At 36.2% G+C, this 13,133-nt stretch carries 14 protein-coding genes and 1 tRNA gene; 8 read left to right on the top strand and 7 right to left on the bottom strand.

All coding sequences use genetic code 11. The features are described from left to right. Positions 1-13 precede the first annotated feature (13 nt). The 3 genes from murA to GMA17_RS06430 form a co-directional block, all read right to left on the bottom strand. On the bottom strand, positions 14-1,333 hold the full coding sequence (murA, locus tag GMA17_RS06420; RefSeq protein WP_248400291.1) for a UDP-N-acetylglucosamine 1-carboxyvinyltransferase: 1,320 nt from the start codon (positions 1,331-1,333) through the stop codon (positions 14-16). Positions 1,334-1,342: 9 nt separating this feature from the next. Beyond that, positions 1,343-1,999 carry a DUF4290 domain-containing protein gene (locus GMA17_RS06425; protein ID WP_248400293.1) on the bottom strand — a complete coding sequence of 219 codons (657 nt, stop codon included), beginning with the start codon at positions 1,997-1,999 and terminating at the stop codon, positions 1,343-1,345. Positions 2,000-2,066: 67 nt separating this feature from the next. After that, positions 2,067-2,360: a DUF493 family protein gene (locus tag GMA17_RS06430; protein WP_092206837.1), complete on the bottom strand. Its 294-nt coding sequence runs from the start codon at positions 2,358-2,360 to the stop codon at positions 2,067-2,069. 91 nt (positions 2,361-2,451) lie between these two features. Between GMA17_RS06430 and GMA17_RS06435 the strand changes: the two genes are divergently transcribed. The 5 genes from GMA17_RS06435 (at position 2,452) to GMA17_RS06455 (ending at position 6,997) form a co-directional block, all read left to right on the top strand. Then, entirely contained in the window at positions 2,452-2,994 is a 543-nt protein-coding gene (locus GMA17_RS06435) for an AAA family ATPase (RefSeq protein ID WP_248400294.1), read from the top strand. Continuing rightward, positions 2,994-4,901: an ATP-dependent DNA helicase RecQ gene (locus GMA17_RS06440; RefSeq protein ID WP_248400296.1), complete on the top strand. Its 1,908-nt coding sequence runs from the start codon at positions 2,994-2,996 to the stop codon at positions 4,899-4,901. The genes GMA17_RS06435 and GMA17_RS06440 overlap by 1 nt, the downstream gene beginning before the upstream one ends. Next, on the top strand, positions 4,898-5,848 hold the full coding sequence (gene fmt, locus GMA17_RS06445) for a methionyl-tRNA formyltransferase (RefSeq protein ID WP_248400298.1): 951 nt from the start codon (positions 4,898-4,900) through the stop codon (positions 5,846-5,848). The genes GMA17_RS06440 and fmt overlap by 4 nt, the downstream gene beginning before the upstream one ends. Before the next feature lie 191 nt (positions 5,849-6,039). Next, a complete protein-coding gene (locus tag GMA17_RS06450; protein WP_092206834.1) occupies positions 6,040-6,312 on the top strand; it encodes an HU family DNA-binding protein in 273 nt (90 codons plus the stop codon). Positions 6,313-6,436: 124 nt separating this feature from the next. Next, a complete protein-coding gene (locus GMA17_RS06455) occupies positions 6,437-6,997 on the top strand; it encodes a YqgE/AlgH family protein (protein WP_248400299.1) in 561 nt (186 codons plus the stop codon). On the opposite strand, the gene GMA17_RS06460 is transcribed toward GMA17_RS06455, so the two are convergent. Continuing rightward, positions 6,990-7,835 (bottom strand): aminotransferase class IV, encoded by an 846-nt coding sequence (locus tag GMA17_RS06460; protein ID WP_248400301.1) that lies wholly within the window; start codon positions 7,833-7,835, stop codon positions 6,990-6,992. The genes GMA17_RS06455 and GMA17_RS06460 overlap by 8 nt on opposite strands. 56 nt (positions 7,836-7,891) lie before the next feature. Then, positions 7,892-8,278, bottom strand: a complete 387-nt coding sequence (locus GMA17_RS06465; RefSeq protein WP_248400302.1) for an START-like domain-containing protein — start codon at positions 8,276-8,278, stop codon at positions 7,892-7,894. Between the two features lie 176 nt (positions 8,279-8,454). On the opposite strand from GMA17_RS06465, the gene GMA17_RS06470 reads away from it, so the two are divergent. The 3 genes from GMA17_RS06470 to GMA17_RS06480 all read left to right on the top strand — a co-directional run bounded on the left by GMA17_RS06470 (position 8,455) and on the right by GMA17_RS06480 (position 10,699). After that, positions 8,455-8,528, top strand: a tRNA-Met gene (locus GMA17_RS06470). 720 nt (positions 8,529-9,248) lie between these two features. Further along, entirely contained in the window at positions 9,249-9,995 is a 747-nt protein-coding gene (locus GMA17_RS06475) for a hypothetical protein (protein WP_248400303.1), read from the top strand. Between the two features lie 137 nt (positions 9,996-10,132). Beyond that, complete coding sequence (locus GMA17_RS06480; RefSeq protein ID WP_248400304.1) at positions 10,133-10,699, top strand: NUDIX hydrolase; 567 nt, start codon at positions 10,133-10,135, stop codon at positions 10,697-10,699. 106 nt (positions 10,700-10,805) lie between these two features. On the opposite strand, the gene GMA17_RS06485 is transcribed toward GMA17_RS06480, so the two are convergent. Further along, the gene (locus tag GMA17_RS06485) at positions 10,806-12,278 is read right to left on the bottom strand and encodes a T9SS type A sorting domain-containing protein (RefSeq protein WP_248400305.1); all 1,473 of its coding nucleotides are present in this window, start codon (positions 12,276-12,278) and stop codon (positions 10,806-10,808) included. A 413-nt stretch (positions 12,279-12,691) separates the two neighbouring features. After that, positions 12,692-13,051 (bottom strand): hypothetical protein, encoded by a 360-nt coding sequence (locus GMA17_RS06490; RefSeq protein ID WP_248400306.1) that lies wholly within the window; start codon positions 13,049-13,051, stop codon positions 12,692-12,694. Positions 13,052-13,133: the final 82 nt, after the last annotated feature.

Raw genomic sequence — 13,133 nt, forward strand, 5'->3', positions numbered from 1 at the left:
CTCATACCGCTATTTAGTCGTTCTCTTTGTGTCTATTAATTAGAGCACCAATAGCACGTAAGCGTGTATCAATATTTTCGTATCCACGATCTATTTGTTCAATATTGTGAATGGTGGATGTTCCTTTAGCTGAAAGTGCAGCAATTAATAATGAAACACCTGCACGAATATCTGGCGAAGTCATGGTTGTTGCTTTTAATTGCGATTTAAAATCATGACCTATTACGACAGCACGATGTGGGTCACAAAGAATAATCTTGGCTCCCATATCAATTAATTTATCTACAAAAAACAAACGACTCTCAAACATTTTCTGATGAATTAAAACGCTACCTCTAGCTTGTGTAGCAACCACAAGAATAATGCTCAATAAATCGGGTGTAAATCCTGGCCAAGGCGCATCAGAAATAGTCAAAATAGAACCATCAATATAATTCTGAATTTCATAACCATCTTTATGCGCTGGAATATGAATATCATCCCCTTGCTTTTCTACTGTAATCCCTAATTTTCGGAATACGTCTGGAATCTGCCCTAAATCATCCCAACTCACATTGGTAATAGTCAATTCACTTTTAGTCATTGCCGCAAGACCTATCCAACTTCCTATTTCAATCATATCTGGCAACATGGTATGGCTTGTACCACCCAAGTTGTCAACGCCTTCAATAATAAGCATGTTAGAGCCAATACCGCTTATTTTGGCTCCCATTCTATTCAACATATTACAAAGTTGTTGCAAATACGGTTCGCAAGCAGCATTATATATGGTTGTTTGTCCTTCTGCTAAAACGGCTGCCATAACAATATTGGCAGTTCCGGTTACGGATGCTTCATCTAAAAGCATATAAGCACCTTTAAGCTTATCTGCTTCTACACCATAAAAATAATCTTCTCTGTTGTATCGGAATTTAGCTCCTAATTTAATAAAGCCTTCAAAGTGTGTATCTAAACGACGACGACCAATTTTATCGCCACCTGGTTTTGGAATATAGCCTTTTCCAAATCGTGCCAACAACGGTCCAACAATCATAATGGAACCACGTAAACCGCGACCATCCTTTTTAAAGGCTTCAGACTCTAAATATTTTAGATTAATAGCATCTGCTTGAAACGTATAAGTCCCTTGATTTACATGTTCAATTTTAACACCTAAATTTTTTAGTAAATCAATAAGTTTATTAACATCCACAATGTCTGGAATGTTATGAATTGTTACTTTTTCAGGAGTCAATAAAACAGCACATAAAATTTGTAATGCTTCATTTTTGGCACCTTGAGGCTGAATTTTACCTTTTAATTGGTGGCCTCCTTCAATTTTAAATATACCCATGCCGTTTTTTTAATAGCGTTTTCTACTTCTATTTGTATTATTTTTTTTCTGATGACTCTTTTTGTTGCTGGAGCTTTTAGAGCTGTATTTGGATTTACTTCGCATTAAACTCGTGGCATCTGTTAAATCTTCATCTGCATTTAACAAATTAATTTTACCACCAGAAAGCTCTCGTAAATGCTCAAAGATTACATCATCTTCAACCGTATCTTTATTCCAGTTTAAAAAACACTTTTTCATATGATTGGCAATGGTAAAAATAAGGGCGTCTTTAAGTTCGCCTTCTTCCCAAGTATTTGCCACATCAATCATGGTTTTTATATTATTCCCATAAAACCGATATTTTGGAAAATTCTGTGGATACGGTAATCGCTCTGGTCGTTCATTTAAGATTTCTTTATCAGGTATACCGTAAGGAGAATCCACATCTAAATCAAAATCAGACATGATAAATAGTTGATCCCACAACTTGTGTTGAAAATCGGGAACGTCTCGTAAATGCGGCTGAATATTTCCCATGACGGAAATAATAGCATGAGCTAGTTTATTACGTTCTTCTTTGGTTTCACGTGTTTTAGCATAATTAATCATCTTTTGAAGATGACGTCCGTATTCTGGAATAATTAAATGCTCACGTTCTGAATTGTATTCTAAATGATCTATCAAAATATGTTTATGTGTAGAGTTTACTTATGGCACGTAGTTTTGTGCATGCGCAAAGTACAAAAAAAAACTAAAGACTAATAACGCCTTTAACGTTTTCTGTAACTTCTTTATATTTAAATATAACATATTCCGGTGCATCCATAACTACATGAATTGAAACACTTGTGTATTTTCCTTTTGAGGACTCTTTCGTTTTTATAACCGCACCCATGTTATCAAATAAAGCTTCAATATTTTTTATAGCATCGCCTTTTGTTTCAACGATGAATTTAAATAAATACTGTGATGGCCATTCGGCCGTATCGTATAATTGAACTTTTAACTTTTCGTAAAAAGCTTCTGTTTTTTTATGCTCTTCCATTTTCAATTTTTAATAAAACAAAGATAGTATTTCCTTGTCATTTTTTAGTTTCCTTTTTAATTACGATTTTTACATCCAAAATCTTGCCAATTTGAAAATAAAAAAAATAGTTATCACTGGAGGACCAGGGACAGGGAAAACGTCAATCATTAACGAATTGAAAACTCGCGGCTATGTTTGTCTGGATGAAATATCACGCCAAATAACCTTGAAAGCCAGAGAAGACGGTGTAGACCAGCTTTTCTTAACCCAACCACTTTTGTTTAGTGAACTGCTGTTAAAAGGTCGTGAGGATCAGTTTAATCAAGCCAATACGCAAAGTGAGAGCTTTGTTTTTCTAGATCGTGGTATTCCAGACGTTTTGGCATACATGGATTTTATAGGGGATGACTATCCAGATAAATTTAAAGAAAGTTGTAAAAACCACAATTATGACCTGGCATTTATTTTAAAACCTTGGCAAGACATTTTTGTGAGTGATAGTGAACGTTATGAAAATTTTAATCAAGCTGTCGAAATTCATGATAACCTATTAAAAACTTACGATAAATTCGGTTATAACTTATTAGATGTTCCCTTTGATACGGTTGAAAATCGTACAGATTTTATTCTGAATGTTGTTAAAAACTTATAATGCAACAGCCCATTGACATATTGGAGCGGTATTGGAACTACACCAGTTTTAAACCGCTTCAAGAAACCGTGATTCAAGCCGTTTTAGAGGGCGAAGACACCTTTGCTTTAATGCCAACGGGCGGCGGAAAATCTTTATGTTTCCAAGTTCCTGCTTTGGCAAAGGATGGGATTTGCATTGTTATTTCGCCATTAATTGCATTGATGAAAGATCAAGTGCAAGCCTTACAAAGTAGAGGTATTAAGGCAATGGCATTAACGAGTGGTATTCATTACAACGAATTAGATACCCTTTTAGATAATTGCATTTATGGAAATTATAAATTTCTTTATTTATCGCCAGAGCGCCTTCAGCAAGAATTAGTCCAAGACCGCATTCGCCAAATGCCTGTTAATTTAATAGCTGTTGATGAGGCGCATTGTATTTCGCAATGGGGAAATGATTTCCGACCAGCTTATAAAAACATCAAACTACTGCGTGAATTACAACCTACCGTAAATTGTATTGCCTTAACAGCCTCTGCCACACCAGAAGTAGTAGATGACATAATAAAAGAACTGGATTTTATAAGTCCTAAAGTACTCAAACAATCCTTTAACAGGGATAATTTAGCCTATATGACTTTTGATGCTACGGATAAGCATTATCATTTAGAGCGTATTTTAAAGAAGAATAACGCGCCCTCCATTATATATGTTAGGAATCGATTAGCAACCATAGAAATCAGTCAGTTTTTAGAAAAGAAAGGGTTTTCAGCCACGTTTTTTCATGGTGGTTTATCCAACACTGAAAAAGACAGCAGGCTTCAGGATTGGCTTCGTGAGAAAAAACTAATCATGGTTGCCACCAATGCCTTTGGGATGGGAATTGACAAACCCAATGTAAAAACGGTGATCCATTTAAATTTACCGGAAAGTTTGGAGAGCTATTTCCAAGAAGCGGGTCGTGCTGGTAGAAATGGCGACAAAGCTTTTGCCGTTATTTTAAAAAATAAAACCGATAAGCGTAAATTGGAAGATCAGTTTTTAACCGTGCTCCCAAGCGTGGATTTCATGAAACAGCTATACAGGAAACTCTGCAACTATTTTCAAATTTCCTATGGTGAAGGTGTTGGTTTGGCAGAAGATTTCAATTTCAACCACTTCTGTAAAACCTATAATTTTAATACGTTAATAGCTTACAATGCTATACAGACTTTAGATAGAACCAGTATAATTGCATTAAATCAGCAATTTAATAAACATACACGTGTTCAATTTCTCGTTTCAGACACCCAGTTATTTCAATATTTGGGGAAACATGCGCCTTTGAATAGCATTGTCAAATCTATATTAAGAAGTTATGGCGGCATTTTTGAACATGAAACAAAAATCAATACGACTAGAATAGCTGAAAAAGCCTCCATATCCGAACAGCAATTAATTCAAGCTTTAGAAAAACTTGAAAAAGATGACATTATTAGTTTACAAATTTCTAAAACCGATGCGCAAGTCACGTTTTTAGAACCTCGTGAAGACGATAAAACCATCAATCGAATTACCCATATCATCAATCAGCAGAACGCATTAAAACACAAGCAAGTATCTGATGTTTTAAAATACATTTCAAACAACACCACTTGCAAAAGTGTTCAACTCCTCACCTATTTTGGCGAAAAAGATGTGGACGATTGTGGAATTTGTTCGGTTTGTGTTGAAAGAAAACATAAACAGAAAGCACCTGCGGACTTTAAAGTTATTAAAAACGCTATTATTACTAAATTAGAAGACACAGACTGCTCATCTAGAACCCTTACTGAAGCCTTGGGGTATCCGGAGAAAGACATTCACAACGCTCTGAAATTATTATTAGAACATCATATTATTGTAGTCACCACTATTAACACCTATAAATTATCACATTTATGAAAACCGATTTACGCATCGTATTTATGGGCACGCCAGATTTTGCCGTTGCCATATTAGACGCCATACTAGCCCATAATTACCAAGTAGTTGGAGTTATAACGGCACCGGATAAACCAGCAGGACGTGGCCGAAAAATTAACGAATCCGCCGTTAAGCAATACGCACAAAAGCAAGGTTTGCATATTTTACAACCTACCAATTTAAAGGATCCTGAATTTTTAAGAACCCTACAAGCATTACAAGCCAATGTTCAGGTCGTGGTTGCTTTTAGAATGTTGCCACAAGCCGTTTGGCAAATGCCAGCTTTAGGCACATTTAATTTGCACGCGTCCCTATTACCTAATTATCGAGGTGCTGCTCCTATAAACTGGGCTATTATTAATGGAGAAACCGAAACCGGGGTGTCCACGTTTTTTATAGATGATAACATTGATACCGGTGATATGATTTTGCAGAAGGCCGTTGCCATAGAAGAAAAAGATAATGTGGGCACCTTACACGATAAATTGATGCATACCGGTAGTGCGTTGGTTATTGACACGTTAAAACGCATTGAAAATGGCACTATTGAAACCACAGCACAGCCAAACACCAATGAATTGAAAGAAGCCAACAAGCTAAATCGGGATAATTGCAAAATAGATTGGAATAATTCCCTTGAGACTATACATAATAAGGTACGTGGATTAAATCCGTATCCCTCTGCCTGGTGTTATTTACATAATAATGACGACACATTAGAAATTAAAATTTACGAAACACACAAAGAATTAGCCGAACACAACCATTCCAATGGGCAAATACTCGCCAGCAAAAAAACACTAAAAGTAGCCGTCCCAGATGGTTACATTTTTATTGATGCATTGAAATTACCAGGGAAGCGAAAAATGGCTATAAAAGACCTCTTAAATGGCTATGAATTTCATGATGAAGCTAAAATGCTGTAAACCCTTATGAATGCTCATATTGTAAAAACATCGATGAAATACACAGGCTTTATTAACAAATCGGTTAAGTTATCAACAAATTTAGGTATTTCCCTTGCTATTACTTGCATGGTACGATAATCCGTATAAATTTGTAATGGATTTAACAAAAATGTTTAACCAACAATTTATTAATAATTAAACTTTAAATTATGAACAAAACAGATTTAATCGATGCAATGGCAGAACACGCAGGAATTACTAAAGCAGCTGCAAAGAAGGCTTTAGAATGTGCGTTAATTGAAATTGAAGGAGCTTTACAAAAAGGTAACAGAGTTTCTTTAGTAGGATTTGGATCTTGGTCAGTTTCTAGAAGAGCTGCAAGAGACGGAAGAAATCCACAAACAGGAAAAACTATCAAAATTAAAGCTAAAAACGTAGTTAAGTTTAAAGCTGGTTCAGATTTATCTAGAGCAGTAAACTAATTATCGCTTAATTTATAAGTATAAAAGGTCTTCATTTCGAAGACCTTTTTTTGTTATTAGTAGTAGCATCTGTTTGTTATTAAAAAAAAAAATATTAGATTTATAATAGAAAATCTATCACTATATGATTTCAATACAACCAAAAAAAGGACACTTGCTTATTGCCGAACCTTCTATAATTGGTGACATCTCCTTTAACCGTTCTATCATTCTTTTAGCCGATCATACCGATGAAGGCTCTATTGGATTTATTTTAAATAAGCCCTTGGAGTACACTATCAGTGATTTAATTCCAGAATTAGACGCCACGTTTAAGGTCTATAATGGCGGACCTGTAGAACAGGATAATCTTTATTTTATACATAAGGTGCCAGAGCTTATACCGAATAGCGTAGAAATTTCTTTAGGAATTTATTGGGGAGGCGATTTTAATAAAGTCGCCGAATTAATTGCCAATAATGAGATAAACGAGAAGAATATCCGCTTTTTTCTTGGGTATTCCGGTTGGCAAGCGGATCAATTAAACGCGGAATTAAAAACCAATTCCTGGGTTGTAACGGAAAACATTTATAAGCAAAACATTATAGAAAAAGACTATGAAACGTTTTGGAAAGAAAAAATGATGGAGTTTGGCGGTGATTATACCATTTGGTCCAATGCACCCGAAGACCCTACCTTTAACTAGACAATCTAATTTTTACTTGTAATTTTTGCAATAGCATTTTGGCAACCGTATTGTCAAAAGTTTTTTTACGGTATTTACTAATGGGCTGAATACCCGTTATAACATTGGTAATAAATAACCCATCGGCTTTTTGCAATTCAAAAGGTGAAATAGATACTTCTTCTAGCTCATAATCCGGTAACTGCGTAATAAGTTCCATAATTTGCTTTCGCATAACCCCTTTTAAGCAACCATCAGAAAGTGGTGGTGTTTTAATACAGTTGCCACGAACTAAAAACAAATTCCCATTTAAAGCTTCTATTACTTTTTTATCGGTGTTCAACAATAAGGCGTTTTGCAGCTTGTTTTCTTCGGCATACACACTACCTACTACATTAATGGCCTTATTATTCGTTTTTAAGGTGGATAATAAACTAGGCGACACGTAGAAATCTTTAAACAAATCCACTTCATAATCCCCATCATTCATCAAATAAAAATCAGCATCCAATGCGCTGACAGAAATAACAAATCCCACTTCCTTACTGCTTGGGTTATACAAACCACCTTCAGCACGAAATACAGTTAATTTAACACGCGACGTGTTATTTGCAAGCTTATTTTCGGATAGTGCTTTTTGAATTTCTGCTTCTAGGAATTCCATGGTAAAGCGCATGGGGATTTCCATACGCATAATCCGCATGGAAGCCATCAGGCGAAAATAGTGATCCTCCCAAAACAAGAGTTTGCCATGTGAATATTTACAGGTTTCAAAAACAGCATCACCATAAGCAAAACCCCGATTATTTATAGATATCGCGTTGATATCCTCTGTCATTTTTCCGTTGAAATTGATCATAAAAAAAGTCCCGAATTTTATTCGGGACAAAGATATGTTTTATAATAGAAACCACCTTAAGCGGAACCCAATACTTGTTTTAAATCGGAAATTTGGTTTTCCCAAAGCATTTTGGCTTCATCCACTTCATCTTCTTCGGCAAAATCGACAATCATAATAGAAACATCTTTGGTAATTTCATCAACTTGAATTCGAATTTCAAAGAAGTATGGTTCACCTTCATCGGCAGCCCAACGAAATTTAATACGTTCGCCACTTTTCTTACTGACTAAACTTGCTTGTTCTTCGGATCCATCCCAGATAAATTTAAAAAGTTCGCCTCTTGAATTTACATTCTCGGCAAACCACTCGGAAAGGCCCGAAGGTGTTGATATATATTGATATAATAATTGAGGTGAAGCCTGTATAGGGAACTCCATTTCAAATTTTACTTTCTCGTTCATAGTTGATTAATTTATGTGCTCAATATATACATTAAATGATGAGAATTAAAATTATTTTTTATAAATATTTTATGTTGATTTTTATTTGCACGGAATAAATTTGTTGTTATATTTGCAGCCTCAAAAAGCGGTACGAACCACTTTAAATGAGGCGATTTCTGTAACAACAGGAATATGGCGAGGTAGCTCAGTTGGTTAGAGCGTCGGATTCATAACCCGGAGGTCCCGAGTTCAAATCTCGGTCTCGCTACAGCAGTAAAAGTCTTGTACAAACGTACAGGACTTTTTTTATGCGTTTTACGGAAGCTAGCTTCCAAGTGCAGATGTATGAAAAAAGTCTATAAAAGCCTGAGCCTTTAAACTTTTACTATTGTCATGGCAGCCCAATAAAGATTCTATAAATCTCGGTCGCGCTACAATTTTTTAATCACATGAAAAACAACGGTTTGACTTTCTTCCAAGCGTTTTTTTATGCATACAATTTTTGATTACCTTGCCAGAGAATTTGAAAATGAATACGAAAGTGAATACGATTCAACATTGAAGAAAAAATATTCAACCCCAAAAATCTACTCGGCAGACGGCAACCTTTCTAAACGATTGTATAACATTTCTCCGTTTTTTTTAGTTTAGATAGTGCAACCAAACACCTGAAAACAACCGCTGTAAACACACAATGAGACGTTTAAATTCAAACCTTTGGATTTACTGTTTTAGGTTACTGTCATTTTTTTTTAAGTTACTAGCTATACTTTATTCAGCACCAAAAGCTTTAAACTCTGTCCAGCATAACTAAGCATGTATGTGTTTCTGCGGCTACTAACATCCCAATTCATGTGAAGTTGCTTGCACCCATAAGGTTTATGGGGATTAGGTATAGGGTATCCATAGGGTATCCATAGGGTATCCATAGGGTTGATACGCTATACCTATTGCTTATATACCTGTTATTCATTATATTAGTATTACCATGGCACGACAAAAAGGACCTTTTACAATTTCGGGAACACTGGGCGACATTAATTATTATATAGCCCGTGGTATTGGCTATGAACGAAAAGCTGGCGGTGGGTTTGATGGGTATGCTATAAAAACAAAAGCCAGTATGCAACCCGTTCGCGATAATTATAACGAATTTGGGACTTGTAGTCGGCTTAGTAAGCATTTTCGTTTGGCCTTATCGCCGTTTTTAATTGGTATTAAAGGTAAGTTGTTGTACTCCCGAATGATGCAATTGTTTTTAAGCATTAAAGCCTTGGATGGTATTTCTATTCGCGGAAAAAGAAACGTGAAGCAGGGTTTACAAACCACCAAAGGCAAGAATTTACTTAAGCAGTATGCCTTAACTTACCAAACTCCGCTTATAAAAGCCTTAACAGCCCATGGGCGTTTTAATTGGGAAAGGCAACAGTTAACCATTCGTGACTTTAATCCGAGTTTGTTTAAAAAACCCAAAGCTGCCACCCATATTGGCCTTACTTTGGGTATATTGGATTTTGATTTTGATAGCTTGGCATCTTCGTTACACGTGTCTCCTACCTATTTTTTAGATGTTTGTTCTGGCAGCACTTCCTTTTACCTAGTCCCCAATAAAGTAAAAGTGCCTGTTCATTTTGGTGTGGCCGTTTTAGGGATACGATTTTATAGCATTGAAGGTGATGAATTTTGTGAATTACCCAGGTCTGTTGGTGCTGTGGTACTGGATTGCACAGACTGATTTTAGGTTGCCATACTTTTCCTTTTGCACTGAAAATACCATGTTTGTTCATAAATAAATTATATTTACAAGCACTTAAAAAATTAATAGTACAAACCCTATTGGTTATTTAGATACTGTTTTAAAACCTAAATATCATGAACTACCAACTACTACACGAACGCCTTGTATATGATCATGTCTTCCAAATAAAAAAGGCCAAAATTAAACATGACCTATTTAATGCAGGCAGCATGGAAGTAGAACGGTATTGTTTTGAACGGGGCGATTCTGTAGCCATTGTTATTTATGAAAAAGACACCGATTGTTTGCTGTTTACCAAGCAATTTAGATACCCCACCATTAAAGAAGGGGATGGCTGGATACTTGAGCTTACTGCCGGTTCCATAGAAGCTCATGAGGACCCAGAACACCGCGTGAAAATGGAGGTAGAAGAAGAAATTGGTTATCAGCTAAACGGACTGGATTTTATAAGTTCATTTTTCGTGTCACCTGGCGGAAGTTCGGAGCGCGTTTTTCTTTTCTATACCGAAGTAAATTCATCCGATAACATTTTTAAAGGTGGCGGTTTGATAACTGAAAAAGAGGATATTCAATTGGTAAAAATGCCGGTTCAGGAGGTTCGTAAACACATCAAAAACAATCAGTTTCGCGATGCGAAAACCATTATTGGGATTCAATGGTTTATGGGGCATTACCTGTAATAAAAAAAAACAGCTTTAAGCGCTTTGAGAATCGCGAGTGGTCTTTACATTATGTAAAAAAGCGCCACATTTCAAGTGGCGCCTTTCACTATTACATCCTTCCAAATTATTTAACCACGAGCTTTTTGGTGGCTTTCGTCCTCTCGCCTGTTAATTCTAAAATATATATACCAGCCTTCAAATCCAAAAACATGCTATTCGCACCCATTTGGAGTGTTTTCTGCATGATTAATTTTCCATCTATACTGTATATCTTCATGTGTTTAAAAGCCGTATTATGGGATATGTTTAGTTGTCCGTCTGTAGGATTCGGATACATGGTTACGGCCTTCAATTGGTGATCGTCTGTACTTAAAAAGCCACACTCTACGGGGTCAAAACTTACTAATCCTAATGTAGAATTATCGTTTTGATGCACGATTACGGCTTCTGCCTCGGCAAGGGTGTTTGGTGCATTGGTTTCATCCCAACAATTATTCATGGCCATTAATGCGTTGGGTGTATTGTTATAAAGTGCGTAGGTTATGCCACCGTTTCCATTTTCAGAAAAGACATTTTGGCCTACATTTGCGGCGCCATCACCCAAGTTAATAGACGCTTCTCCAATAACGGTTATGCCCCAAAGGTTACGACGAATTTGATTCCCACTAGCAATGACTTCCATACCGCCCGAAGAGGTATTTAAGGAAATACCACTTCCACCCACATTAGGACTTCCTTGTGAATCATTGTCTTCAATCCTGTTATTTCTAACGTAAGCAAAGGCATTGTTTCCTACAATGGTCAGTCCATAGCGGTTATCGGTTATAATGTTATCATCGATTATGGCATTTATGGTACCTCCAACCAAGTTAGACACGGCAATGCCGCCTACCATATCCAAAGTACGATCGCCTTTAATGGTATTTTGAATAATTTGAATGGGTTCTGTAGTCCTTGTGGTCCCCATGTTAATTTGCGGCCGGTTGGAATTTGCTTGGTTATTCCCTTCCATATAATTATTAAAAATATACGGTGATACAGCACTATTGGCACCCGAGCTGATGGCTGGGGTTTGATTAAAGGTAATCGTGTTGTTAGTAATTTGCGGCATACCGCGTGAAAGCGCAATAACGCCGCCCGTTGCAACACCTGACACGTTATTGGTAATTAGACAATTGTTAATGATAAACGTTTCAGTAAGCACACGTAAGCCGCCGCCGTATTGAATCGTAGCGTTTTGAATGTTAATATTAGAAAACTCTTCAAAGCGAAAACCATCATAAGGTGCGGCTGGATTTATGGCTGTAAACGTGACATTATCTGCATTGACGGTAAAGGTTCCAAAAACGGTGATGCGGACATCGGCTGCTAGTTCCAATGTTACATTTGAATTTATAAGAAAGGTATCTGTTGTGGAAATTATCAAATCATCCACCAAGGTATAGGTGGTGCCTGTTACCGAAATCGTTGTTGGACTTGCCGCCACCAGATCCTCTAAAGTAAAGGTGGTCCCTGTATCTGGCGTGGTATAACCTTGAGCCGACATGGATCCAATTAAACCGATGATAGCCAATAAATTAAGTAGTTGTTGTTTCATGATTTTATGTTTTAAATTTTCATAAAGTTAAAACATATTGCCGGGATTGGCAGTTAAAACGGTATTATAAAATCGGCCATTTTTGTTGGTTTGCTTCTAAATTTCTCTCACAACCGTTATTTGGTTCATTTAAAAAATCACGCCTTTGGTTGTAAAAGCGCGATTTTAAAGAGATCATTTATGCAACTAACGGGGACAACTCCCAATTACATACACCATGAAAACGTTATCTCAACCTCACCAACCTCCCCCCTAATCTCCCAGGTGAAAAAACTTTATTTTGATTCGGGTTCTGGCGAGGTTGTTTATTCTTTTTTGCCACTATCCAATTAATCTAAACACCTTAAAAAAAGCCTTTATTAACAACAACAAAATAAAAACACAGGATTAGTTGCCCATTTAAAACCTAGATATTAATTCATTATTTCCATTGGTGCCACAATTCTATAACAACGTTCTTCTCCAAGATATAATGGATTTCCATGTTTCTCTGACCAAAAGCCGTCTAACACATCTTTCGTGATACATTTATACACTACAACACCTTTAAAAATAAGGGCATCATCGCCTTTATAATTAAAATTAATAACCAAAATATTATCTTTAAAAAAACCTGACCCTAATTGTTCTTGGGACTTGTTTATTATCCATTTTGCAACTATTCTTTGGTTTTCGTCCAGAGTCAATTCCAATAATCCTTTGTAGGTCGCTGCTTCTGCATCTTGGTTGCTTCCTATAATGCTAAATTGACCTACTAATTCAGTAATTTTCATTTATAAATTTTTGTTTGATGATGCATCGGTTAAATATTAACATAAACTAAATTATAACGAATGCATATAGTAACCTTAAATT

Source organism: Bizionia sp. M204 (genome assembly GCF_023205095.1).
Classification (GTDB): domain Bacteria; phylum Bacteroidota; class Bacteroidia; order Flavobacteriales; family Flavobacteriaceae; genus Algorimicrobium; species Algorimicrobium hallyeonense.